This window comes from Cryobacterium sp. PH31-O1, from assembly GCF_030063455.1.
GTDB lineage: Bacteria > Actinomycetota > Actinomycetes > Actinomycetales > Microbacteriaceae > Cryobacterium.
This window is the reverse complement of the sequence record NZ_JASITB010000005.1, coordinates 299,327-322,075: the sequence shown is the minus strand read 5'-3', so window position 1 is coordinate 322,075 and position 22,749 is coordinate 299,327. Positions and strand designations below refer to the sequence as shown.

At 60.8% G+C, this 22,749-nt stretch carries 22 protein-coding genes, 1 tRNA gene and 3 pseudogenes; 14 read left to right on the top strand and 12 right to left on the bottom strand.

Annotation, left to right across the window (positions count from 1 at the left end):
- Window positions 1–90 precede the first annotated feature (90 nt).
- Both QMK31_RS12655 and QMK31_RS12650 read left to right on the top strand, forming a co-directional pair.
- Window positions 91–870 carry a copper resistance CopC/CopD family protein gene (locus QMK31_RS12655; RefSeq protein ID WP_283501299.1) on the top strand — a complete coding sequence of 260 codons (780 nt, stop codon included), beginning with the start codon at window positions 91–93 and terminating at the stop codon, window positions 868–870.
- Window positions 840–1,157: a hypothetical protein gene (locus QMK31_RS12650; RefSeq protein ID WP_283501298.1), complete on the top strand. Its 318-nt coding sequence runs from the start codon at window positions 840–842 to the stop codon at window positions 1,155–1,157. The genes QMK31_RS12655 and QMK31_RS12650 overlap by 31 nt, the downstream gene beginning before the upstream one ends.
- A gap of 69 nt (window positions 1,158–1,226) precedes the next feature.
- Here the strand turns inward: QMK31_RS12650 and QMK31_RS12645 are convergent, their stop codons facing one another.
- A complete protein-coding gene (locus QMK31_RS12645; RefSeq protein ID WP_283501297.1) occupies window positions 1,227–2,333 on the bottom strand; it encodes a sensor histidine kinase in 1,107 nt (368 codons plus the stop codon).
- Entirely contained in the window at window positions 2,308–2,973 is a 666-nt protein-coding gene (locus QMK31_RS12640; RefSeq protein ID WP_283501296.1) for a response regulator transcription factor, read from the bottom strand. The genes QMK31_RS12645 and QMK31_RS12640 overlap by 26 nt, the downstream gene beginning before the upstream one ends.
- Window positions 2,974–3,426: 453 nt before the next feature.
- Between QMK31_RS12640 and QMK31_RS17400 the strand changes: the two are divergent.
- A pseudogene (locus tag QMK31_RS17400) lies at window positions 3,427–3,570 on the top strand (hypothetical protein); the annotation flags it as partial.
- A 9-nt stretch (window positions 3,571–3,579) separates the two neighbouring features.
- On the opposite strand, the pseudogene QMK31_RS12630 reads toward QMK31_RS17400, so the two are convergent.
- The 3 genes and pseudogenes from QMK31_RS12630 to QMK31_RS12620 form a co-directional block, all read right to left on the bottom strand.
- Window positions 3,580–3,986: pseudogene (locus QMK31_RS12630) on the bottom strand (helix-turn-helix domain-containing protein).
- Window positions 3,937–4,683 carry a TY-Chap2 family putative peptide chaperone gene (locus QMK31_RS12625; protein WP_283501295.1) on the bottom strand — a complete coding sequence of 249 codons (747 nt, stop codon included), beginning with the start codon at window positions 4,681–4,683 and terminating at the stop codon, window positions 3,937–3,939. Before QMK31_RS12625 ends, QMK31_RS12630 begins: the two are co-directional and overlap by 50 nt.
- 503 nt (window positions 4,684–5,186) lie before the next feature.
- Complete coding sequence (locus tag QMK31_RS12620) at window positions 5,187–5,588, bottom strand: cupin domain-containing protein (RefSeq protein ID WP_283501294.1); 402 nt, start codon at window positions 5,586–5,588, stop codon at window positions 5,187–5,189.
- Window positions 5,589–5,652: 64 nt separating this feature from the next.
- On the opposite strand from QMK31_RS12620, the gene QMK31_RS12615 reads away from it, so the two are divergent.
- Window positions 5,653–6,036 carry a cupin domain-containing protein gene (locus QMK31_RS12615; protein WP_283501293.1) on the top strand — a complete coding sequence of 128 codons (384 nt, stop codon included), beginning with the start codon at window positions 5,653–5,655 and terminating at the stop codon, window positions 6,034–6,036.
- A gap of 307 nt (window positions 6,037–6,343) precedes the next feature.
- On the opposite strand, the pseudogene QMK31_RS12610 reads toward QMK31_RS12615, so the two are convergent.
- Both QMK31_RS12610 and betT read right to left on the bottom strand, forming a co-directional pair.
- A pseudogene (locus tag QMK31_RS12610) lies at window positions 6,344–6,472 on the bottom strand (IS256 family transposase); the annotation flags it as partial.
- A gap of 18 nt (window positions 6,473–6,490) precedes the next feature.
- Window positions 6,491–8,806 (bottom strand): choline BCCT transporter BetT, encoded by a 2,316-nt coding sequence (betT, locus tag QMK31_RS12605; RefSeq protein ID WP_502853109.1) that lies wholly within the window; start codon window positions 8,804–8,806, stop codon window positions 6,491–6,493.
- Here betT and QMK31_RS12600 point away from each other — a divergent pair.
- The gene (locus QMK31_RS12600; RefSeq protein ID WP_283501291.1) at window positions 8,747–8,950 is read left to right on the top strand and encodes a hypothetical protein; all 204 of its coding nucleotides are present in this window, start codon (window positions 8,747–8,749) and stop codon (window positions 8,948–8,950) included. The two genes, betT and QMK31_RS12600, sit on opposite strands and share 60 nt — an antisense overlap.
- A 602-nt stretch (window positions 8,951–9,552) precedes the next feature.
- On the opposite strand, the gene QMK31_RS12595 is transcribed toward QMK31_RS12600, so the two are convergent.
- Window positions 9,553–10,449 carry a LysR family transcriptional regulator gene (locus QMK31_RS12595; protein WP_283501290.1) on the bottom strand — a complete coding sequence of 299 codons (897 nt, stop codon included), beginning with the start codon at window positions 10,447–10,449 and terminating at the stop codon, window positions 9,553–9,555.
- Between the two features lie 120 nt (window positions 10,450–10,569).
- Here QMK31_RS12595 and QMK31_RS12590 point away from each other — a divergent pair, with 120 nt between their 5' ends.
- Genes QMK31_RS12590 through QMK31_RS12560 form a run of 7 tightly spaced genes read left to right on the top strand, consistent with a single transcriptional unit; the run spans window position 10,570 to window position 16,882 of the window.
- The gene (locus QMK31_RS12590; protein ID WP_283501289.1) at window positions 10,570–11,820 is read left to right on the top strand and encodes an FAD-dependent oxidoreductase; all 1,251 of its coding nucleotides are present in this window, start codon (window positions 10,570–10,572) and stop codon (window positions 11,818–11,820) included.
- On the top strand, window positions 11,820–12,668 hold the full coding sequence (locus QMK31_RS12585; protein ID WP_283501288.1) for an NAD-dependent epimerase/dehydratase family protein: 849 nt from the start codon (window positions 11,820–11,822) through the stop codon (window positions 12,666–12,668). The genes QMK31_RS12590 and QMK31_RS12585 overlap by 1 nt, the downstream gene beginning before the upstream one ends.
- A complete protein-coding gene (locus QMK31_RS12580; protein WP_283501287.1) occupies window positions 12,661–13,449 on the top strand; it encodes an ABC transporter ATP-binding protein in 789 nt (262 codons plus the stop codon). The genes QMK31_RS12585 and QMK31_RS12580 overlap by 8 nt, the downstream gene beginning before the upstream one ends.
- A complete protein-coding gene (locus QMK31_RS12575; protein WP_283501286.1) occupies window positions 13,446–14,309 on the top strand; it encodes an ABC transporter permease in 864 nt (287 codons plus the stop codon). The genes QMK31_RS12580 and QMK31_RS12575 overlap by 4 nt, the downstream gene beginning before the upstream one ends.
- The gene (locus QMK31_RS12570; RefSeq protein WP_283501285.1) at window positions 14,306–15,304 is read left to right on the top strand and encodes an ABC transporter substrate-binding protein; all 999 of its coding nucleotides are present in this window, start codon (window positions 14,306–14,308) and stop codon (window positions 15,302–15,304) included. Before QMK31_RS12575 ends, QMK31_RS12570 begins: the two co-directional genes overlap by 4 nt.
- Window positions 15,305–15,308: 4 nt before the next feature.
- Window positions 15,309–16,061 carry an SDR family NAD(P)-dependent oxidoreductase gene (locus QMK31_RS12565; RefSeq protein ID WP_283501284.1) on the top strand — a complete coding sequence of 251 codons (753 nt, stop codon included), beginning with the start codon at window positions 15,309–15,311 and terminating at the stop codon, window positions 16,059–16,061.
- On the top strand, window positions 16,058–16,882 hold the full coding sequence (locus QMK31_RS12560; RefSeq protein ID WP_283501283.1) for a sugar phosphate isomerase/epimerase family protein: 825 nt from the start codon (window positions 16,058–16,060) through the stop codon (window positions 16,880–16,882). The genes QMK31_RS12565 and QMK31_RS12560 overlap by 4 nt, the downstream gene beginning before the upstream one ends.
- A 335-nt stretch (window positions 16,883–17,217) precedes the next feature.
- Here the strand turns inward: QMK31_RS12560 and QMK31_RS12555 are convergent, their stop codons facing one another.
- Entirely contained in the window at window positions 17,218–18,162 is a 945-nt protein-coding gene (locus QMK31_RS12555; protein WP_283501282.1) for a MinD/ParA family ATP-binding protein, read from the bottom strand.
- Window positions 18,163–18,710: 548 nt separating this feature from the next.
- Window positions 18,711–19,031, bottom strand: a complete 321-nt coding sequence (locus tag QMK31_RS17395) for an EamA family transporter (RefSeq protein ID WP_502853104.1) — start codon at window positions 19,029–19,031, stop codon at window positions 18,711–18,713.
- Between the two features lie 156 nt (window positions 19,032–19,187).
- Here QMK31_RS17395 and QMK31_RS12545 point away from each other — a divergent pair, with 156 nt between their 5' ends.
- Window positions 19,188–19,667, top strand: coding sequence for a MarR family winged helix-turn-helix transcriptional regulator (locus QMK31_RS12545; protein WP_283501280.1), 480 nt, complete (start codon window positions 19,188–19,190; stop codon window positions 19,665–19,667).
- Window positions 19,668–20,486: 819 nt separating this feature from the next.
- Here QMK31_RS12545 and QMK31_RS12540 read toward each other — a convergent pair.
- Window positions 20,487–20,563 (bottom strand) — tRNA-Pro (locus tag QMK31_RS12540).
- 229 nt (window positions 20,564–20,792) lie between these two features.
- On the opposite strand from QMK31_RS12540, the gene QMK31_RS12535 reads away from it, so the two are divergent.
- The gene (locus tag QMK31_RS12535; RefSeq protein ID WP_283501279.1) at window positions 20,793–21,560 is read left to right on the top strand and encodes an MOSC domain-containing protein; all 768 of its coding nucleotides are present in this window, start codon (window positions 20,793–20,795) and stop codon (window positions 21,558–21,560) included.
- Window positions 21,561–21,568: 8 nt separating this feature from the next.
- On the opposite strand, the gene QMK31_RS12530 is transcribed toward QMK31_RS12535, so the two are convergent.
- A complete protein-coding gene (locus tag QMK31_RS12530) occupies window positions 21,569–22,573 on the bottom strand; it encodes an NYN domain-containing protein (RefSeq protein WP_283501278.1) in 1,005 nt (334 codons plus the stop codon).
- Window positions 22,574–22,749: the final 176 nt, after the last annotated feature.

The following is a 22,749-nucleotide window of genomic DNA, read 5'->3' as shown; positions in this document are numbered from 1 at the left end:
CCCCACAGCGCACCGCCGCCCGGAATTCAGGGCCGGGCGGTGGTGTGCTGGCCCCACGTAAGTGCTGTTATACCGCACAAAGAGAGCATTGTGTCGACAATTACGGCTCACTGGCTCCAGGACCCGAAATCTCCAGCCGGCGCACCCAGGGTGCGCCGGCTCCTCGGTCTGGTGCTCATAACAATGACCTTGGCGCTGACAATGGCGCTTGGGCTGCCGCCGGCCCCAGCGTCGGCGCATGCCGAGCTGCTGTTCACAATGCCGGCAGAGGGCGCGGTGCTGGCCCAATGGGCAAGCTCGGTGGAACTCACCTTCGATGAGCCGGTCTTCCTCGTTGCCGACGGTTTTCAGCTCTACGACGGCAGCGGTCTGGCTGGGTGGTTTGATAGCTCTAGTGTTGCACGTCACTCGCGCCTGACGGCGAAAAGGCGACGCTGCCGACGCTGCCCTGATCCTGAGCAGGTTCTCCACCTGGCCGGTGGCCTCGTTGTGCTGCTGGGCGTGACCGGAACCATCCTGGGCGTTGTGATCGTCGGCTCGGTGCCCACCCTCGTCGGGGGTGCGTATGGTCAGCTGCTGCTGGTCAAACTTGGCCTGGTCGCGGTGATCGGCGCACTTGCGACGTGGAATCGGTTCGGGCTCGTGCCTCACCTGGCCAGGGGAGACGCCACGGGACGGGCCTGGCACCGGCTGGCGGTAGCCATCCGCTTTGAGGTAATCGGAGTGGTGCTGGTCATTGGGGTCACCTCGGCCTTGACCTTGCAGAACCCCAGGCAACCGACACCCCGGCTCAGGCGGGAACGGCGACGACCGCGCTGTCCGCTCCCATTGGGATGCCGGTGCTCGCCGAGCTCGGCACCGGCCACCTGACCGGTCAATTCGGCCCGGGGACGGCTGGGATTAATGTGATCACCTTCGACCTGACCGATGCCGCAGGCGACCCTCTCATGCCGCTCGCCATGCCTGAGGTGAGTATGGCCGAGCCGAACTTAAGTCTCGGGCCGCTGATCGCCAAGGTCGAGCCTGGCAAAACGCCAGGCAGCTATCGGGCAGTGGTTGTTCTGCCTGTGGCAGGTCAATGGACGATCACCGCCGCCGTACGCGTCAACGAGTTGGAGCGGCCTGCGGCCGTCGCTGATGCGGTCGTCGTCGGCTGATCCTGGCGGGTTCCGTGTGGGAGCGCGACGCCGACAGTGCGGCTGCTGGTACACGCAAGGAGCGCCGTTTCAGTTGAGAACGGCGACCGCTTCGCTGAGGGGGTCGCGATCAGCCGATTCGGAGGGCAGCTCTCGGTGTGGGGTTGACGACGCGGGCTGTACCGGGAATCGCAGGGTGAAAGTTGTGCCTTGACCGAGCGCGCTAGCAACCGTGACGGTACCGTCACGGGCTTCCATAGCGGCCTTGACGATCGCGAGGCCTAGCCCGCTGCCGGCCCTCTCGCCTGCGGTCGATGCGGTTCGGAAGATCTCGAAGATGGAGCCCAGGTCGGCGGCGGGGATGCCCGCCCCGGTGTCCCGGACGGTCAGCACCATCTCGTCGCCCTGAGCCTCTGCGGTCATGGCGATGACGTCACCTGCGCCGGTGAACCGGACCGCATTTTCGAGTAGGCAGTCCAGCACAGCCTCGAGTCGCTCATTGTCGCCCTGCACGGTGCCGACCGCGCTCCGTGCGCTCCAGGTGCGGTTGGCAGTGACCGACCACCGACGCAGAATCTCGGCCAGCATCCGGTCGACGTTGACCGGCTCCGGATCCGACGGCTCAACCACACGCACCAGGGTGAGCAAATTGGTCGCCAATGCAGACGCTTTGACGAGTTCAGCCACCACCAGCTCGGCGTCCTCGCGCACCGTCGGCTCACTTGACTGGTCGGCGATCAGTTGCGCGTAGCCCCTGGCGATAGTCAGCCGTGTGCGTACCTCGTGCGAACCGAACCGAGCGGCGTTTTCCCGCTGTTCGCTGCGATAACGGTCGGCCTGCTGCAGCGCCCGCAGTCGGGCCTGAGCCGCCCACTGCCGGTTCACGTGCCAGATCAACAGCGAGATAATTCCGCCCATCAGAACGATCTCGCTGCATTCTTCCCACCCGATGATTCCTGCCAGCGCGTGACGGATCAGGGCGATCCCGGTGATCGTCATGATAATGGTGAAGACGACGAGGGTGGCGCGTCGCGGCCAGGGGCACAGCCCGTAGAGCAGCGCGAAACTAGCCCAGACCAGGTGGTAGGGGATGGTCTCCTGACCGGGCAGCGCAAAGGTGAGGTAGCAGTTCAGTCCCGCAAACACCGCCCAGACAGTGACGAGGACTGCCTTAGGCCGTGATCCGATATCCCACATTGCGCACCGTTTCTATCTTGTCGTTTGACAGTTTCCATCGCAGCCGGCGCACACAGACGTCGACGACGTTCGTGCCGGTGGCGAATTTCGTTCCCCAGACCCGTTCGAGCAACTCTGCCCGCGTACACGGCTCGGGCGCCCGCTCGAGCAAATAGACCAGAAGCAGGAATTCTCGTTGGGTCAAGGGCACACGGAGCCCGTCGACCACGAGCTCCCGTTGCTGCAGATCGATACTGACGCCAGCACTGCGGAGGTAACGCGTGACCTTCGCAGGCGACGCCTGCGACGATGGCGGTGTGCGAATGCGGGTGTTGATCCGGGCCAGCAGCTCGGCGTTGGCAAACGGTTTGGCTAGAAAATCCACCGCACCGCCGTTCAGGACGCCAACTTTGGTCGCTACCTGTGTCATCGATGACAGCACCAGGACGCGGCTCGACGGACGGAATTGCATCACTTCGGTAAGGACGTCCTCGCCACGTCCGTCCGGCAGTATGAGGTCCAAGATGATCAGGTCGGGGTCCACCGTGCGGATGGCAGCCAGGGCGTCGACCGCCGTGCCAGCCACGGTGACCGTGTACCCCGCACCGCTGAGGATGCGCCCGAGGAGTCGGGCCAGCAAGGGCTCGTCTTCGACAACCACGATTCGATTCACAGCGCTGTCCCCTCCCTTTCCGCGCGCTACGGTGGTGGCGGTTTCGCCACTCTGGTGACGCAATTGTTTGCGTCAGAGTCAAATTTTCTTTGGCGCAGGTGCAATCTACCGCTGATGTCCACTTAAAGGAGGACTTTACTTAGCCAACTAAAAGCAGTAGGAAGAATCGTAAAATTGACCGTAGGTCGGGCCGGGGGAGTTTTTTTAACCGCAGTTTCGGGCATAGCTTCGGCACTCAAGGGCGTACCAATCCGTCGAACGGTCACCTAGTCTCAGACTGTGAGTCAATTCAGCGCAACCGGGGGCACAAGCGCGGGCGTGCAGCGAAGTCGGGCGGGAGTTGCCGCCGCAGGCGCTGCGGTCGTAGGGGTTGGGCTTCTGGTGCACTACACGGCAGCCGGAGCTGCTGCAGACTTTCTCGCGGACGCCCTCTACGCCGTCATGATTTACCTCGTGGCTGTGTTCTGTGTTCCGCGAATCGCAGCAAACGTGAGTGCCAGCGTCGCATACGGCGTCTGCGCGCTGATTGAACTGGCTCAGCTGACTGCTGGGCCCGCTGCGCTGGCGGCGGTTTTCCCGCCCGCACGGCTGGTTCTAGGTACCACGTTCACGGTGGTGGATCTCTTGGCATATGCGGTTGGCGTGGCCGCGGTCTGGGTTTGTGACGTTCTCAGGAGACGCTTTCGGGCAACTGTCGTCGGTGTACTCGGCACCATCGTCGACGCCGAGGACGACTTCAACCAGACCGATCAGTGCCTTTGTCAGATGAGGGTCGGCGATCTCATACCGGGTCGACCGCCCCTCGGGGATGGCAGCAACGATTCCGCAACCGCCCAACCGCGCAAGCACGACAGGTGATTCGAAACGTTCGACCGAGTCAGGTTCAAGTCGTGGGCGAGCCTTCCCGCAAATCCGGGTCCCTCCAGCAGGGCACTAACCGTCTTCTTTCGATCACGGCTGGTAAGAGCCGAGCACCTGACGAGTAGTGGACGATAGGCGATGTTCGGCGGCCTCGAACAGGGGCATCATTTGGTGGGGTGTCGTTCCGGTGTGAATGATCCCGGCGATATCGAAGATCGCGATTGGTTCCAGGTCGCGCAGGAGCGCCCAGAATGGCTGGTGAAACAGTTGAGTTCCGCCGCTGGGCGGTCTCACAGTCAGGGATTCTTTGTAGTGAGAGATCGCCGGCGCTGTCGAGGGAAAAGCGTGCAGGTATTCCGATGCGGGTAGGTCGTTGACCGTGGTGTCGGTCACGGGCATGGGGGCTGTGACGACGTCCCATTCGTGGCCGTCGTTGATGACCGAGTTTAGAAAATTTTCGATGACACGGTAAACGAGAGCGCGCGGCGTAGTGTCGGGCACGACGCCGAGAGGTTGCAGTCCAGTCTGCCGCTCCAGCGTTGTGACAATTTCTTGGGACGTCGTCGTCGACAGAATTTGTATCCAGCTGACTTGTCCGATGGCCTGGCTTGCTACGAACCGGATACCGCCCACGAGTTCGAGTTGAATTCGCATGCCGGCCTGCTCATCGTGCACGAGTAGTAATGGTGCGCCAGAAGAATCGGTAATGCGGGAGATGAGCAGGTGCGGATGCCGTCGCACCAGCTCGCTCGCAATCCACCACATTTGCGCGGTAAGGAATCGATCAGCCGGGGGACGGTAGCGGTCGAAGCCACCACTGCCAGAATCGTCGCTCATGCCCGGCCCGCCCCGTCTGGATCAGACGACCGCCGCGCGGCCCCGGCCGCTGGAATGGCTGGTTTCGACGTTGCGATCATGGTGCCCAATCGGGGAGCGTCGGTGAGGGACCTAGCGGACAGAAAGCTAGCGCGTGTGAAAAAAGTTTGCAGCTTTGGTTGATCAGAGAGTACGAGGAATGACGGCGTTCGTCTGCCCCACTTTCGTGGGAGTACGGAGCGTTCTACCCCTGTGCCCAACCATCCAGTCGGCCATTTGTCGCGATCGCGAATGAGGGTTGAAGGACGCCGCCGACGCGTCGATCAGAAAATGATGGGTGTCAGGCTTGCGCGCTTTCCAGCGGGATCTCTGCGCGAATCGCGGTCACCACGTCGATCGCTCGTGGCCTCATGGCCATCGACAGGGCGTCGGCGCGGGTGACCGCAAGGCTCAATCAGCCCGTATCCCAGTTACGCCGTTGAGCGACTCGAGCTGCTGCAGCCGCTACCGCTTCATCGCTTAACTCAGATTTCGAAGTATCTGAACGAGTGGGATTCCAAGCCCTGGGGGTTGGGGCCGTAGATGGTGAACATGTGTGCGTAGACGGGGGCCCAGTATCGACCGGTTCGTCCAGGATTGACGCGTGCTGAGTCGCCCGGCTTGAGGATGACAGTCTTGCCATCGGTCTCAATGTGGAGTTCACCTTGCAGCAGGAAGTTCGTCTCGGTGTGCGGGTGGAAGTCTTCCCATCCGCAGGCCTCCAGCTCCCACTCCGAGAGGATGACGTCGTCCCACGCGCCGACAGGGTCAGCGTTAATGAACCGGCAGCGCAATCGCGGCCATTCGTCCTTCATCGGCGTCATGAGCTTGGTCGGCCAGTAGTCGAGCGTGGGCAGCGTCGGGGGTTGAGGGGTAGTTGGCGTCATTGTCGGTAACCCTTTTCGTCAGTGAAAAATCTGCTTGGGGCGTGCTGTGGAGTATCTCAGCGACATGGCAAGATCGTGTCGCGGGCGACTTTGCTGTGAAGACACTTTCACGGACAAAAGTTCAAGTCAATGGTTCACGTTGAAGAACTCGCTCGTTTTGAGTGTCCAAACGAATAGTCTTTCCCCAGCGCTCCACCCCGAAGGATCGGTCATGAGCGCCGGATTCTTCGAGCTCAAGGCCTCAGAGCCCCTCGTATACACCTACACGTACGACGAGATGAAGGTCGTCATCAAGGGTGAATTCATCCTCACCGACCAGGCCACCGGAGAAACAACACGCGCCACCGAGCGCGACGTACTCTTCTTTCCCAAGGGCACCACCGTCAAGTTCGAAACACCCGACTACGCCCTCGGCTTCTTCACCGGCGACCGCACCTTCGCGCCCTAACCCCACCAAGCGGAGCGCATCCCAGCTTTACTAAGCACGGATGCGCCCCGCTGGATCGGGTTCGTTTGAATTCCCCGCCCTCAGCGGGCGTCAGCCCGTCACAGCCGAGAAAGAACGTGTCAGTCACGCCGCGATTTTATAGCAATTCCTTTCACTCGCCTGTGGATACCACGAAGGCATTGCCAAGAACTGATCACAAACGTTAAGCCGAAGAATTGGCCCAATTCTTTTCGCGCTGCTGGAGAAGAACGTCCTGGACCCGAAGCGGTGGGCAACGAGTAAAGAACTACGCCTCCGGTTCCGACCCAGAGCCCTGGTTCTTTTCAGAGCCGAGGTGTTCGGTCTTTTCTTCGTTCAGCGCCGCCTCGAGAAATGTTTTCGTGAACTGGCCGAGCAGCCCATTCGGGCCATCCAGGGCCAGGCCTTGTTCTTTGGCTTTACACGCTTGGCCTAGTCACTTCGCATCATGGCCGCCGTCACTATGGCCGCCGACACTGTGGTCGCCGACACTGTGGTCGCCGTCACTGTCGTCGTCTCCTGCGAGCGAAACATTCTCATCTTCCTCCCGCGTGGTGGGCGTCACCGACGCTACCGGCGGGGTGAGAACGGAAGCGTAGTTATATTGATTCGAGTGAGTCAAGAACCCGAGATGGCCCTCGTAACGGATCAGGACGTCCTCGATCATTTGCTGGTGCGTTGCTCCCATTAGGTCGTAGCCATCGGAGCCGGTCTGGGTGAACACCTCCACCCGGTAATACACGCCGGCCTTAGGGGACATACGCCCGCCGAATATCGGAACGGGAGCTTCTACGGCCTGCACCTGGTAGAAGAAGTCGCGATGGTCCGAGATGGGAACTGTCACCGCGTAACTCGGAATACCCGTGTCCTCGTTCGGGACAAGATCCATGGTGGCTTGATCTCCCCCCGCGATGAGCTCTTCGACCAGTTCGGCAAGGGCCGGTTGCGCCGTATTTTCCATAAACATTGCCACGTCCGTCTTCGACGGGTAGGAACGCATGCCTGCCAATCGTTGGCGCCACGTACGGTCCCGCACCTGACCTCCGTGTACCGCTGTCGACGCCTGATGCAGGGCCCGGCCCTCACTTTCACCCCGCTCCATCCGCAGAGCTTTCGCAAAGGAAGCCATTACCAGCCAGGCGATGATCGTCACCGGCAGAGCGAAGATCAGCGTAGCGTGCTCCATGGTCGTCACGCCGCCTGCCACCAGCATAGAGATGGTGAGCATCGCGGTAAGTACGGCCCAGAAGATACGTAACCACTTGGGCCCGTCCTGCGACGGATCCTGGATAGTGGAGGAGAAATTGGACATCATCATGGCGCCGGAGTTTGAACTGGTGAGATAGAAAAGCATGCCGGACAACGTGCCCAAACCGATCAAGAGTGGGGCTCCGGGAAACATTCCCAACAGCGCATACCAGCCCTGTTCGGGGCTCTCCATGGCCAGCTGAGCGAACTCCGTGTTGCCACCCAGAACCTCGTGCAAGGCGCTGTTGCCGAAGATGCTCACGACCAGAAAATCGCACAGCACGGGGGCGGTGATTGCGGCGATTACGAACTCGCGCAGCGTCCGGCCGCGCGAGATTCGGGCCAGGAAGAGACCCACGAACGGACCCCAGGCCAGCCAGAAGGCCCAGAAGAACAGGGTCCAGCCAGACATCCACTCCGAGCCGCCCTCCTCATATGCGAAAGTCTGCAGCGTGCGTTCGGGCAAAGTAAAGACAAAGCGGCCAATGTTCTCCACTAGGGAGTTGATCAGGAACGAGGTCTGCCCGGTCACCAGGATGTACAGCAGCAAGGCCGCTGCGCTCCAGATATTCAACTCCGCGATCCAGCGGATGCCTTTATCAACACCTGATGTGCAGGCAGCGATGGTCAGTACGACGGCGACAATCACCAGCGCGATCTGCAGGGCCAGGCCCTGCTCCAGTCCAAACATTATGGAAAAGCCGACGTTCAACAGCACCACACCGATCCCCATGGCCGTGGCCACGCCGAACACAGTGCCAACCAGAGTGACGATGTCGATCGCGTCACCGATGCCACCCTTGACGCGCTTGCCCAGCAACGGATATAGGGCCGCCCGGATTGATAGCGGCGTACCCCACCGGTAGGCGAAATAGCCCATTGCCATGCCGAGGAGCGCATACATAGCCCATCCGGCCATACCGTAGTGGAACATTGTCCACACCACGGCGTCCTCAGCGGCCGCGGCAGTTTGGCCTTCGCCCGCCGGCGGCATCATGTACTGGGTGATTGGTCCGGTCACCGAGTAAAAGAGCATGTCAATGCCCACCCCCGCGGCGAACAGATAGGCCACCCAGGTGAAGAGCTTGTACTGCGGCCGGGAGTGGTCCGGACCCATCCGGACCGAGCCCACCTTCGACAGTGCCACCCACAACACGAAACCGATCACTGCAGTGACGGTCACAACATAGAACCAACCGACATTTTCTGCGATCCAGGCCACGACCGTTTTCATGGTGCCATCCGCGTTAGCGGGTGCCAGCATTGCCCAGATAGAGAAAGATATGATGATAAGTGAAGCTATGGTAAAGACGCGCCAGTTGACCTTGGGCGCACTGACCTGAGATTTTTCGGTAGGCGCCGAGTCAGTGGTCTTATCGGTGACGCTCACAGGTGCAACTCCACCTTCATATTCAGGCTGCGTGAGCCTCCTTCTACTTTGTAGATGGATCCGGCCGTGCTGCGTGTTCCTGTGAAGGTTTTCATGGTCTCTCCCGTGAATCATGTTGTGAAAGATTTGTCAGCGCTGTTCATCTTTGTCAGCGCTGTTTATCTTTGGCGCCTATGGGACTGCGTTGAAAATTTCCTCAGAAACACGGCTGGGTCTCCAGGAGAGATCATCAGCAAACCCGAAATCATCCATTTCTAGACGGCCAGCCGTGCTCTGCTCTGAGCATTGCTGGCGTGAATCGGTGCCGTATGATCCTTCTGCGCAGCAAAAAACTACGTCGGTGGTTGCTTATCCACTCCCCGCGTTTGCTGTCGGACTTAGGATTCTTCCCCTTTCGATTTGCTCCTCTGCTTGGAGTGGCCGAACGGATGTTTTCTGGTTGGTATTCATGATCTCGAAGCAAATGGGCAGGGGTGACACTGCTTTCTGACAGTTCTAACCACGCTTTAAGGTGGGCGCATGTTTCTGCCTACCAGCACCGGTCCGGATGCACGCAGCCGCCGATTAGCACCTGGAGGGATCCGATATGCCCCTTCCAGATCTGCCAGGGCCATTTTCACAGACCCTGACGACGGAACTGACCGATCTCCACTCGACGAGCTTGGAGATCACTAAGTCTGCCCAACGTCGAAGTCGCTGAAAGAGCAGTTGCAGTGATGCGAGCGGCTAAAGCCACCGACCTCGAGCCCGGTATTGTGTTTCTGGTCCTACTAACTCGGCGTCGTGTTGAGTATCATCGTCATCTTCGGTCTCGCACATGTGGCTGCCGAACCCCTTGCGCTCTGCGACTGGCGTTCGGTTCAGCCTTGCGGGCGCGCTTGGTAGCGCATTATTGCGAGCAGTGATTGTACGTGCGGAGTCGTCGGTTCGTTCCATGTAGCCCAGGTACGAATGGCGAGGTCGAAGGTTGGGTCGCGCTCGGCGCGTACGGGGATCCAGACCCAATCTGGCAGATGACGTGCAGCCGAGGACTGCGTGAGAAGCACAGCGTCTACTTTGGCGGTTACGGCTATGAGCCCGCTGTGCTCGCTGAACCGTCGGAATACCCACTGCATGCTGACTCCGGCCGCCGTTGCCGCGGCGCGCAACCGAATCTCTTGCGCTGCGATTTCACCGACCGCGTGAGCCATTACCGACAGGCCATCAAGTTGGGCGAACCCGACCTGGGACAGGCCAGCAAGAGGGGAGTCCACTTTCACCGCGACGCCGATAGCCTGTTTCATCATCAGCATCGATCCACCAGCATCCGGTGCTTCCCGGTGAATGAGGGCAACGTCAACGAGCCTGCTCTGCAGCATCTGCCATTGCTCATCCGTCGTCGCCTCGTGCAGTGTCAACGCGACCGTTGGTACTTCGGTATCAACGGCCTGCAGCAAACGCAAGAACCAGTCGTAGGGCAACCCCTGTGGCACGCCGACGTGTAGCATTTCGCGATTCTGCGCCGCAGTGCGCAGCACCTCGGGAATGCGGTCGACCTGGGCGAATACGGTCTCGCAGTGCCGATAAAGTCCATCGCCGGCAGCGGTGAGCGTGACTCCGCGCGGGGTGCGGTCGAACAAAACGTAGCCGAGAGTTCGTTCCAAGTCCTTGATTTGGCGGCTCAACGCTGGCTGGGTGATGTTGAGTGTAAGCGCCGCTCGGCTCACGGATCGTAGCTCGGCGACCTTGGCGAAATATTTAAGATGGCGCAGCTCCATAACCTCAAGGTATCGCACCTGTGCTTTCTGGGCATTTTACCTATGTCCCCCAATCGTCGAGACTCGAAGAGGCGGCAGCTTCCGTCACAACGTCGTGAGAGTGAAAGTGCTGGTGTACTTGTGACTGATGAAACCCGATTCGATGTAGTCGTCATCGGTGGTGGCTCCGCCGGGATTGCTGCGGCAATTGGGGCGGCTCAGGCCGGGGCATCCGTTTGCCTGGTCGAAAAATATGGATTCTTGGGCGGCGCCGCAACCACCAGCTCGGTACTGGCGCTGTGCGGGTTCTTCGACCAGAACAAGAACCAGGTAGTGGCCGGTGTCGGCCAGCAAGTTCTCGACCAACTGCGCACTCGCGACATCTATCAGACGCAAACCGTGCCAGAAACTGGCAATACCATTGTGCTGCTTGACCTTGAGACCACCAAGAGCGTCTACGACGATCTCATTACGGCGGCCGGAGTGCGCCTGCTTCTGCACAGCCAGCTCATCTCGGCCACGACGGTCGCCGGGCAGATTATCGCCGTTGACGTCGTTCACCGCGGCGGTGTCGAAACCATCACCGGCCGTGCTTTCGTTGATTGCAGTGGCGACGGCGCCTTGATCGACGCGTGCGGCGCCGGCGCGATCGTGTCGGCGCCGTCCGAACGTCAGGCCAGTACCCTCGTTATGCGCGTCGGTGCCGTGAGCGAGGACGCCGACCTCTCGATGGCCGGAATGACCCGTGCAGTGGATGTCTACCGACCCCGTTCCGAAATGGCCATGGTTCGCTCGAGCGGAATTGCTGTGCGTATGCCGCTTTCACGCGAGGTGATGCTGCTCATCGCTGACGATCACGGAGACGCTCTCGACGTTGTCGACCTCACGGCCGCTGAGGTGCAGTCCAGGCGCCTTAGCTGGCAGTATCTCGCGGCGTTTCAAGAGTCTCTCGCGGGTTGGAAAAACAGTTTCCTTGCCTCTACCGGTCCGCAACTGGGCGTTCGTGAGACCCGGCGCCTGCGTGGTCATCAGGCGGTTACGGCCGAAGACGTTGCTGACGCCCACAAGAACTCGAGCGATGCTATCGCCAGGGGCGGTTGGCCGATGGAAGATCATGTGACCGTTGGCACGACCGAGTATGGCGGGATCGCAGACAAGGGTTGGTATCACGTGCCGTATGGCGCGATTTGTTCTGACACCGTCGAGAATCTCTGGGCCGGGGGACGCCTGACGAGTAGCGATAACCGTGCCTACGCCTCGCTGCGCGTGATGGGTACGTCGTTTGCCACGGGGCACGCCTGCGGAATTGCCGCCGCGGTGTACGCGGCCACGGGTCGTCACGATTATTCCCGCACTCGCACCCTTCTCGACGTACAGGGAGCCTTGATCTGATGAATAGTCAGCGAATCGCTCTTACGGGTGCGGCCGGATCCCTCGCAGCCGATATTATTCCTGGACTGCTGGCCCGTGGCCATTCGATCGTGGGTATAGACCAGCGTCTGCCCGCTGACACCTTCGGTTGCGAGTTCGTCGACTGCCAAGTAAACGACCGCGAGGCGCTACTCGAGGCCCTGCGCGGCTGCGACGCCGTGATACACCTAGCCGGAATCCCCCTGGAGGCCGAATGGGCTGACATCATGCGGGCAAACATTGACGGCACGCAGGCCGTTCTGTACGCGGCGCAGCGACTTGGGATACGGCGGGTGGTGTTGGCCAGCAGCATCCACTCGGCCGGATTCGTTCCCGTTCCAACCGATGGGACACTCGTTCCCGACGATGTGGGGGTACGCCCCAACACGTTTTACGGTGTCTCAAAGGCCGCCGTTGAAGCACTCGGCAGCCTCTATCACGACCGATACGGGCTCGACGTTATCTGCCTCCGAATCGCATCACGCTTCGCTGAACCGACGGGGGAGCGCACGCTGAGCACGTGGCTTTCCCCCGCCGATGCTGTGCGCCTGTTCGATGCGTGCCTTCAGACGGAGAATCCGGGCTTTCGCACCATTTGGGGCGTCTCGGCGAACACACGCGGGTATCTCTCAGCCGAGGGCGGCGCTGCAATAGGCTTTAGACCCGTCGACGATTCCGAACGTTTCGCCGAACGGATGTTCGCTGCCAGTGACACAGACCCCTCGCTCCTGGCTTCCGACTGGGATCGTGCCTATATCGGCGGCGTCTTCAGTTCTGTGCACCCACCGCTTTTTGGCGAGACCACAACAGACAGGAACAACAATGACTGACACACAGGGCAGTGATGCCTTCGTCGTGCGCCATCTCTCGAAGGTGTTTGGCGGTTCGGGGCAGGTTCATGCCCTGAGCGACATTAACCTCAACCTGAAAAAGGGCTCGTTCACCTGCATTGTCGGGCCAAGCGGATGCGGTAAATCCACGCTCTTGCGCATTCTGGGCGACCTCGAGACGGCGACGTCGGGTGAGGTGCAAATCAACTTTCCTCAGACCCGCGTGCCGCGCTCGGCCTTCGTCTTTCAGGAGCACGGTGTGTTTCCTTGGTTCAACGTGCTGCAAAACGTGGCGTTCGGCCAGAAGATGGCCGCGGTTTCGAAGAAGGAGCGTGAGAGCGATGCCCGCAACTGGATCGCCGAAGTGGGCCTCACCGGGTTCGAAGGCGCCTACCCGCATCAGCTCTCCGGCGGGATGAGACAGCGCATCGCGATCGCCCGGGCGTTCGCGACCGGCTCTCCGTCCCTGTTGATGGACGAACCGCTCGGTGCCCTCGACGCGCAAACTCGCATTCTTATGCAGGAACAGCTTGTGCGACTCTGGGAGGTCGAACGTAAGACCGTGGTGCTCGTTACTCACTCGATTGAAGAAGCGCTGCTGCTCGGTGACCAAATCGTGGTGATGTCGGCCCGTCCGGGCCGCGTGAAAGAGATCATCGATGTGCCGTTTGGTCGACCGCGCAGCATCGCCATGGAAGCCAGCCCGGAATTTGCACGCATGAAACAAGATATTTGGGAATCGCTGCGCGATGAGGTTCAAGCCTCGATGAGCTTCAAATGACCGTCACCGAAGGCGTCGCGCGTCGCGTCACGGAACTCGACGAGGCCATCGATCAGGAGTTCAAGCGCGAACAGCGGCTGCGTGCCCGTGACCTCGGACTGGCCATCCTCACTCCTATCGTTCTGCTCGGTCTGTGGGAACTGGCCGCAGCTACCGGAGTGCTCGACGCACGGCTCTTCAGCCCGCCCAGTGCCATTGGTCAGCGCGGGGCCGAAATGGTGGCGGACGGGTCACTCTTCGTGCACATCTGGGCGACGGTGGGCCGTCTTGCTTTCGGCTTCATCGCGGGTTCGATACTCGGCGTTTTTGCCGGCCTCATCATGGGTGTTGTGCGGCCGATTCGGGCTGCTCTGAGCCCCACTTTCACGGCTCTCTACGCCCTGCCGAAGATCGCCATTCTTCCGCTGCTGCTCCTCATCTTCGGTCTAACAGAGACCCCGAAGATTCTCGCCGTCGCCATCTCGGTGTTCTTCGTGGTTCAGATCAACACCCTGGCCGGCATCATGCAGATCGACGCTCGCATCCTGGAATCGGCCCGCGCCTACAAAGCAACGGGCATCCGTCTGTTCTTGAACGTGCTCCTACCGGCCGCCGCTCCGGCGATAATGACCGGCCTGCGTGTGGCTGCTGGTATGTCGGTAATCGTCGTGACCGCAGTGGAGTTTGTGGCCTCGAACAATGGTCTCGGGTATCTGATCTGGAACTCGTGGCAGTTGTTTCAGCCGGCCACCATGTTCGTCGGCCTCATCGTTGTCTCAGTCATAGGCGCGCTCGTTACCGGGCTCATAATCCTGCTGGAACGAGTATTGCTGCCATGGCGCAACTCGAACAGCCCTAAGAAAAAGGAGTCAAAAAAGTGAAGAAACTGAAAATCGTCGCAGCACTGTCGCTCGTCGGATTGGCGCTCTCCGGGTGTGCCTCATCGGATGATTCCACCACGTCGGACGGCCTGCAAACGGTGAACGTCGGGCATGTGCAATTGGCAATCTTCTCGCCGCTCTATGTGGCCGATGCCAAGGGCTACTTCGAAGACGAGGGAATCAAGATCAAACTCGAAGCGATTAAGTCCGGCCAGGATGCCATTCCGCTGGCCGCGAGCGGAAAATTGGATGTCGTGGTCGCCGGTTTCTCCGCGGGCCTGTTCAGCGCGGTCGAAACCGGCCTCGATGTTAAGGTCGTCGGCTCCATGGGAGTTTCCGCGGGAGAGGCAGAAGAACCGCCCTCAGCGCTCATCGCGTCGAAGAAGCTCGTCGATGATGGCACGATCACCACTGTTGCCGATCTGAAGGGTCGCAAAGTTGCTGTAGCGGGCGGCGCTGGCGGGACCGGGGCGTTCTACGTGGGTTTGGCCCTCGAGGAAGTCGGACTCTCCATCACTGACGTTGACCTAGTCGCACTTGGTAACCCGGACATGCCCACCGCCGTGGCCAATGGCAGCGTTGATGCTGCATTTGCCTCAGCGCCGTTCTCGAACATGCCCGTTGAAGACGGGACGGCCGTGAACCTGTGGACCACGCCAGAGGGAACATCCGGCACGGGCGTCATCTACGGCGGCGACTTCGCCTCGTCCGACCTCGCGCAAAAGTTCTTCACCGCTTTGACCCGCGGCGCGCAGGATTTACAGGGCGACGACCGCTACACCGACGAGAACCTCAGCATCATCGGGGCCGCGACTGGCCAGACCGCCGAGCAGGTCAAGGCGGTTCCGCTCTACAGCTGGCTGCCTGACCTTGCGCCGCTGCCCGAGCAGCTCGCGTCCATGGAGCGCATGTGGATGGAACTCGGGTCGATCATCTACAGCAACCCGATCTCCGAGGCCGACTACGTTGACGCCTCGTTCTCGCAGAACTCCTAACCTGATGTCACCAGAAGTCGCTCTGGTCACCGGAGCTGCCGGGGGGCTGGGTTCGGCCATTGCGGCCGAGCTCGCCTCCCGCGGGTGGTCGCTCGTTTTGACTGATCGGCCGGGTGTGGAGCTTGCAGGCCTGCTATCCGAACTGCGCTCGGCCCACCCCGCCGGCGTGTTTAGCGGCTTGAACGCTGACCTCGCGGATCCAGAACAGTTGAATGAGCTCGTGCGCGCTGCGGGACATCTGGACTGCCTAATCAACAATGCGGCGTTACCTTCATCGGCTCGGCTGGGCGAGATGACTGTTTTGGAGTGGGACCAGGTTCTAAACATTAATCTGCGTGCTCCCATGCTGCTGATGCAGGCTGTGGTGCGTGTCTTCGCCGCTCAGGGCACCGGGGGATCGATCGTGAATGTTGCCTCCCGCGTTTGGGCGACGGGCGGACCAGCCGCCTACGTGGCGGCCAAGGCCGGGCTCGTGGGGCTCACCCATGCAGCCGCGTTCGAATTCGGTGCGCTCGGCGTGCGCGTAAATGCGGTTGCTCCGAGCGCGGTAGAGACCGCGTTCACTGCCAGCTCACGTTCGGCCGCGGCGCTGGCCGATTTTCACGGGAGACAGGCGGCGATGTCGGCGCTCGGTCGAGCGCCCGTGGTGCACGAGATCGCGACAAGTGTGGCTTTTCTCGCGGGCACCGACTCGTCTTTCGTGACCGGCGAAGTGCTCCACGTTTGCGGCGGGCTGCAACTCGCCCCGATGCCATGAAACTCAGCGTCTACACCCTGTCGCTACCGACCTGCACGCCAGCCGAGGGAGCGCACCTCGTTAGTCGCCTCGGATTCGACGGAATCGAATGGCGTTTCGCGCCGCTCGCCACGGGTGCGGTGTCGTTCACCGGTAACAACCGCTGCACTATCGATCCGGCCCAGGACTCACCCGATTCCGTACGCGCGCTCGGTGTCCGCTTGGGCCTAACGACCGTAGGACTTGCGCCGTACCTCGAGCTGGGCGATATCGATGCCTACGAGCGGGTCGCCCGATTCGCAGCCGAGGCCGGAGTGAGTGGCATCCGCTTGCGCTCGCCTTCAGTTGATGACCGCGGGTTCGCCGCCCTCTTTGCCGAAGGGCGCGCCTACTTTGAGCAGGTCGAGAAACTAAGCATGAGCTACGGCGTTCAAGGGCTACTTGAAATGCACCAACGCAGCCTGTGTGCGAGCGCCACGATGGCAGAGCGGCTCGTGCACGGTTTAGATCCCGCCGCGGTCGGTGTGATCTACGACGTGGGCAACCTGGTGGTCGAGGGGTTTGAGGATCCACGAGTGGGGCTGGGAGTTCTGGGACCATATCTCGCACACGTGCACCTGAAGAATGCCGCATGGCGGCTCGTTGATGGAGAGTGGGAGTACTTCTGGGCGCCACTGGACGCCGGCATTGTAAACATCCGGTCCTTTCTGCAGCTGCTGAAATCGACCGGCTATGACGGGTGGATTTCACTCGAGGACCTCAGTACCAACCTCTCGTGTGATGAGACTCTCGCGTACAACGCGCGGTTGTTGCGAGCGTGGGGATTTCTCGCGGAGCGGTAGGCACGCCGATCAGTAGGAGAGGTAGTAGCGAGCAATCGCTGCAGTGAGCGCTCCGCCGTTGAAAAGTTTCGCACCGATCGCGTGGTCGAAGGGATGGGTATCGACATCAGCACCGGTGGCCGCGTGTTGCTCGGATGCGGCCGTGGACCCGCTTCAGCTGATTCGCGCAAACGAGCCGCGGCGCGAGCAGAGAGCTCGGCCGCGGCTTTGCTACGCCGTCGATGCCGAACTGCGTGAAGTTCCCGTTTCGAGGGTCTGGGACTTCTTTGCGTGTGCCGCTATTCGGGTTGCGGGTGCGGATGCTGCGACCCCGGAGCTGTTCCAGTATGTGCCTTTCATAGTGTTCCCGGCTGACTCCGCGAGTGAAGTGACCGCACGACGCCGGCCGCCACGGCGGCAAACACTCGACGAGTTATCGGGTTGAGCGACCCAAGTGTGATCTGGCCGCGTTCTGCAATGTGGGCGTCGTAGGGCACGTTGAACACTTCGGCGGCCCCAGAGTCCGCGAGGATGCGGTCGACACGTTCGAGAACCCGAGCATGCTCGGGGCGTCCGTCCGTCAACCGGAGGATAATGGCGCGCTTTGCGAGGTCAGCGGCCTTGCCCCCGTCGGAACGAAGCCGTTCCAAGAGCCCGATCGCCTCGTACACGGCGTCCGGCGCATTCAAGACAGGGATGACCAGAACGTCCGCGGTCTCCACTGCACCATCGAAGGCCGACGAGCTGGACTGGTTTCCGCTGTCCATCAGGCGAATACTGTAATACCGGTCGATTGTGGCAGAAAGGGCAATGACGTCATCGTGCGTCAGCCGTGCTCGGTCGCTGGTGGTGCCGACGACTGAGGCAAAGGAGGTCTGGGGCGCGGTGTACCCGGCGAGTTGCCCCGCGCTGGTTATCGTATCCACGTCTCTCATCAGCTCGCCGAGACCAAGGCGGGGATGCCCTTCGGAGCGATAGGTAAGGGCACCGGGGTCGTCGGAAACCTCGAGAATGCAGACCGAGCCGGCACGCACGGCAGCTAGCGTACCGCCAAGCATCAGCGATACGGGCGTCTTACCGACCCCCCCTTTACGGTTCGCGACAAGAACACTAACGGCCCGGGTCCAAGTCGCTTGCCGGACGATCTCTTCGTCGCGGCTTTGCTCGGCCATCGCACGATTCTCAGCTTTCTCGTTTTCCCCCGGCTGGAGACGAATCCCTAGACGGCCGAGAAAACCCCTGAACCCTTTTTGGGCGATCACCGGCCGGTCGATGGTGGATATCGTGGCGAGTTCGGGCATCCAGTCTGTGGATTCTTCTCGGGACCGCGGGGCGGCATCTGCTTCAACTGAAAGGTCTTCAACCTGCGCAGGACCCTCATTCCCCGCAATGTTTGCGACTTCGCGGACGGAGACAGGTTTTTCTTTTGATGGTCCAATCGCGTCGGAGACATCCGCAAACCCATCGATCGGCCGGCAGTCTCGCGGTGATAACGCTGCCCCTGCTGTGACGTCCGCTCGGTGCCGAGAACGATCAGTCACGGGAATTCTCTACCGTCGACGTTTCTCGTCGCTGAGTTGATCCTGGATGAACCAGGTGGCCGTGCGTCCGTTAAAGCGAAGGCTGTTGAACCACGTCTTCGTCGGGGACCACGGGTTGATGCCCCTGCTGGCCCTGTGAAGACCGCGACGACCTATACGAAAACGAGGAAGACGCAGGAAGCTTGGATCCACGTCAGCGTCTCGTGCGCTGCGAACCCACCGATGGCTAGAGCAACGATCGGGCTGAGCAGTCCGAGGAATGCGGGCATCCGTGTGGGAAGTAGTTTGATTCCACGAAACCAGACAACTTACGCAAGGGCAGTGCCGAAGAACGTGAGGTACGCGTATCCGGCAAGATTACCAATCGAGGGGGCGTGCGCTGGCAGTGGCTCGAAGAGGATTGTTATTGCGGCGAGCAATATGCCGCCGGCTATGAGTTGCCACGAGGTGGTGACGATCGGCGATTGACCGTCTGACCATTTTTTCGTCAGAACTACTCCGAATGCCATTGAAGTCGCGCCCAAAACCGCGGCCGTGACGCCGATCGGATCGAGCCTTGCTTGAAAGCGCAGGGCGATGAGCGCTACTCCAACGAATCCTCCTGCGCCGGCTGCGATCGGTCGCGGCAAGAAGGGGGTGGTCAGCGATCAAGAAGGTGCAGGACGTGAAATAGGTCGTCCCCCATGACGCGGGGGCGACTGAGGTTAGAAGGATCAAAGATCATTTTTCGCTAAGCAGTTAGAACTTAGACATACTATCTAAGCTCTTAGCGATACTGTAGATAAATGCACCACATAGACCACATCGTCGAACAATGGCGCGTCGAGCGACCAGATTTAGACCCATCTCCCATGGCTGTCATTGGTCGGTTGAGCAGGGAGTCCGCGCACGTGGACGCCCGGCTGGCGGCCATTTTCGGCGCTCATGGCATCGACGCCCCAACCTTCGACGTTCTAGCAACACTGGCACGTCAAGGGCCGCCCTACCGAGTGACCCCCGCCGAACTCGCAGCAAACAGTATGATCACAACTAGCGCCGTTGCTCAGCGACTGAACCGCTTGGACAGCCTCGGACTCGTGACCCGTGAACCCAATCCCGACGATGGACGTGGAAAGTTCGTTCGACTCACCCGCTCCGGACGGGAGCTAATCGACAAGGTGTTGCCAGACCATATTTGCACCGAGGAAGACATCCTGAAGCCGTTGTCACAGGCAGAACGAAGCGCACTCGCTCAACTACTCACCCGAATCACCCAGCCGGATTAGCGGCCTGTCGGATTCGATAAGGAGCGCTGAACGAAAGTCGAACCGGGGCGGCCGGATTTCGCCAACGTCTCGCATCCCATGGGCGGTTTTAGGGGGCTGGAAGCAACAGGGGATATTTTATTATTCGAGGTTAGCCGCTGAGTGAGCCGACAGGGACGCTTCGGATGCTCCGGACGCTCCACGAGTGTTTGCCTGAGTAGGCTGCATCCATGTGGGGAATTCGGTCCAAAGTCTCTCGTATCAGGCCGGGAGTATGGTTTGGGATTGCCACGGTGCTCACCGCTCTGGGCTATATCGCAACCGACCACCCGTTCTGGGCTTTCGTCTGGGCGATACCTCACGCATTCATTCTCATCGGTATCTGGCGTGGCAGCCGGATGGCGTGGGTGTTTTTGATCAGCGTCAGCGTGGTGCTGACACTCGCTTTGGCCGTAGCCGGTCTGGGCGTGGCTTTCGGTTCTGGATTCTTCGTGGACGTCTATTGGTGGGGTCCTGTGGCTCATTCCGCCGCATTGCTGGCCCTCGTTGCTTACCGCGTCGCCAAGAACCGGTGGCCCTCCCCGGCGAGAGTAAACCGCCACAAGAGCCAACCACACGGCACGAGAGGGTCAAACCTCACAGCATTCGAGACAAGTCGAAGCGTCACAAAACGCCCCGAAGTCACCCGAACCTGAACTTGGCACGCGGGATCATCACAAACACGTGGCGAGACAACATATTTCATCAGAAAACAGACTTAAAACAGAAATCGCTCCTGAGAATTCTCAGGAGCGATTTCATTTATGACCGTTTCGTAAACAGTTTTACGACCGGTTTTTTTGGTCGGGCTGACAGGATTTGAACCTGCGACCCCTTGACCCCCAGTCAAGTGCGCTACCAAGCTGCGCCACAGCCCGCCGCTTCCACAATGCGATTTCAGCGTTCAAAATCTGCGGAAGACAACTGTAAGAGCTTACCGCCTTCTACGAGGCATCATGAACACATCGTCGGGATCGCCCCCGCGCTAGCATCTGCTCACGACCGAGACAACGGATGCGGATCCCACCGATAGTCGAGACAAACCGGCTGCTCCCAGTGCGGCTCGCCTCGTGCACCACCCCGCCTCTCGCTAGGCTGACCTCCATCATGCGAATTCGAGATATCGGTGTGTCACCGCTCAAAGGCGGCCGCCACCAGCCGCGAACAGATCTTTTGCTCGCGGCCGAGGGCCCCGTCGGCGATCGTGAATTCGCCGTCGTCGATCGGCACGCCGGCACGGTGTTGAAGACCGTCGAGCATCCGCTGTTGGTGTCTTGTGAGGCCACCTGGGCTGGCGGGGTGCTCTCCGTGGCGATCGACGGCCGCCGGATCGCCGAGAAGCCCACCCTGACGGGGGACGTGCTTGAAGTCGATTATTGGGGTCGACACACGCCCATGCAGGTGGTCGAGGGCCCTTGGGCTCAGGAGTTCTCCCGCTTGCTGGGGCGCAGGGTGGTTCTCACTCGGAGCGCGGTCGCGGGAGCCGTGGTCTACGGCGATTCGATTACGATCAGCACGACGAGTTCCCTGGCCCGGCTGGCCCGAGAATCCAACATGACGGTCGATTCGCGTCGATTCCGTTCTACTTTCACGATCGACACCGGCGACGCCGAGGCTCATGTCGAAGACTCCTGGGTCGGCCGTGAACTGGAGCTTGGTGGAGCTCGCCTTCTCGTGAAAGACGGTATTCCGCGGTGCGCCGTCATCGACGTCGACCCCGTGACCGGCACTCGCGGGAGCGACCTCCTGAAAACCCTCGCCGGCTACAGACTGCGCTCAAGCGACATCATGTTCGGTATCTACGCCGAAGTGCTGCGCCCGGGCACCGTGGCGGTCGGAGACGACGTGCGGCTCGTTCCCTCGCCGTTACCCTGAAACGAGGCTTAGCGTTTGATTTCAGCCTCGGGCCGCAGACGGATGAGCCGGTGCGGGCCGTCTTCCTTCAGCTCAGCCTGGTCGCTGCGCGAGGAGAGAAAGTCGGTGAAGGAACGAAAGCCAAGCGGCTTCTCGTTGAAAGATGGGTCCATGCGGCGCATCTGATTCTTGATCGTGCCCGTGTTGAGCCACTCGTCGGCATCGCCCTTGGCATGACCGATCTGCAGGGCGCGCACCAGGAGGTCAGTGGCCAGAGTTTGCGGGTCAATGTCATCACCGGGCTCCGGCTCGTCGTACTGCGCGTCTTCGGTGTGCGAAAACATGGGAATGGTGATGAGCCTGCGTGCAGGACTGGTAACCGCGTCGACCTTGGTGGGAGCAGGTTCGGCGGCCTTCGGGCTCTCGCGCGGCGACTCTGTGACGGCCGGGCTGGCAGACCCGATCCCGGGCAGCGAGTCGTAGTCCTCGAACTCGTCACACGCAGCCGCAAGCGACGTGCTCGTTGAGCCCGCGACGCCGATTCCCACCACGAAGCGGCCCAGCCGTTTCGACTTCTGGGCGAGGGCGATGTAGTCCGAATCGCCGGCAATGATGATTACGTGGGTCAGGTCGGGCAGCCGAAAGAGGTCTTCAACCACGTCGACGGCCAAACGGATGTCGGCCCCGTTCTTGGTTCCGCGGGTCGTGGTGGTGAACAGCTGGGTCAGATCCACCGCTCGGGACATGAGCTGGCGCTGGTAACTCGCATTGACCGGCACCGACCAGTCGGCGTAGGCACGATTGACCACGAGGGTGCCAAACGACGCGGCGAAGTCGATGATGGCGTTGAAGTCAACCGTCGCGGCGGTGAGTCGAGCGGCGATCTCGGGGTCGGCATCCGGGCTCTTCTTATTGAAATCGCGGATGCCGTCGCGCTGGAAAGCGTTGCGCCCGTGCAGCTGTTGGTAGCGTGAGATAACGATGTTGTCGAAGTCGATATAGAGGCCGACGCGCGCGTCGTTTGGTTCGGTCATAGTGAGCTCCTCAGCCGCAGGCGGAAGACTCAATAGCGATCCGGTACTCCTAGTTTGCGCCGAGTGGCGGGGAGAGAGCAACTTGGGTCAACAGCAGCGCAGAATCGACTCGTCGGGGCTTCTTATGGGGATGCGCTGGAATTTCTGCAGGAGCACGGCCAGAATTTGATCGGCAT

Bases quoted from the DNA above. Each gene is read 5' to 3' on its own strand.
- QMK31_RS12645 (WP_283501297.1), bottom strand. From the start codon at position 2,333: ATGTGGGATATCGGATCACGGCCTAAGGCAGTCCTCGTCACTGTCTGG.
- QMK31_RS12625 (WP_283501295.1), bottom strand. From the start codon at position 4,683: ATGAGCGACGATTCTGGCAGTGGTGGCTTCGACCGCTACCGTCCCCCG.
- QMK31_RS12620 (WP_283501294.1), bottom strand. From the start codon at position 5,588: ATGACGCCAACTACCCCTCAACCCCCGACGCTGCCCACGCTCGACTAC.
- QMK31_RS12615 (WP_283501293.1), top strand. From the start codon at position 5,653: ATGGCAAGATCGTGTCGCGGGCGACTTTGCTGTGAAGACACTTTCACG.
- QMK31_RS12600 (WP_283501291.1), top strand. From the start codon at position 8,747: ATGGATCCGGCCGTGCTGCGTGTTCCTGTGAAGGTTTTCATGGTCTCT.
- betT (WP_502853109.1), bottom strand. From the start codon at position 8,806: ATGATTCACGGGAGAGACCATGAAAACCTTCACAGGAACACGCAGCAC.
- QMK31_RS12595 (WP_283501290.1), bottom strand. From the start codon at position 10,449: ATGGAGCTGCGCCATCTTAAATATTTCGCCAAGGTCGCCGAGCTACGA.
- QMK31_RS12585 (WP_283501288.1), top strand. From the start codon at position 11,820: ATGAATAGTCAGCGAATCGCTCTTACGGGTGCGGCCGGATCCCTCGCA.
- QMK31_RS12580 (WP_283501287.1), top strand. From the start codon at position 12,661: ATGACTGACACACAGGGCAGTGATGCCTTCGTCGTGCGCCATCTCTCG.
- QMK31_RS12575 (WP_283501286.1), top strand. From the start codon at position 13,446: ATGACCGTCACCGAAGGCGTCGCGCGTCGCGTCACGGAACTCGACGAG.
- QMK31_RS12565 (WP_283501284.1), top strand. From the start codon at position 15,309: ATGTCACCAGAAGTCGCTCTGGTCACCGGAGCTGCCGGGGGGCTGGGT.
- QMK31_RS12560 (WP_283501283.1), top strand. From the start codon at position 16,058: ATGAAACTCAGCGTCTACACCCTGTCGCTACCGACCTGCACGCCAGCC.
- QMK31_RS12555 (WP_283501282.1), bottom strand. From the start codon at position 18,162: ATGCCCGAACTCGCCACGATATCCACCATCGACCGGCCGGTGATCGCC.
- QMK31_RS12545 (WP_283501280.1), top strand. From the start codon at position 19,188: ATGCACCACATAGACCACATCGTCGAACAATGGCGCGTCGAGCGACCA.
- QMK31_RS12535 (WP_283501279.1), top strand. From the start codon at position 20,793: ATGCGAATTCGAGATATCGGTGTGTCACCGCTCAAAGGCGGCCGCCAC.
- QMK31_RS12530 (WP_283501278.1), bottom strand. From the start codon at position 22,573: ATGACCGAACCAAACGACGCGCGCGTCGGCCTCTATATCGACTTCGAC.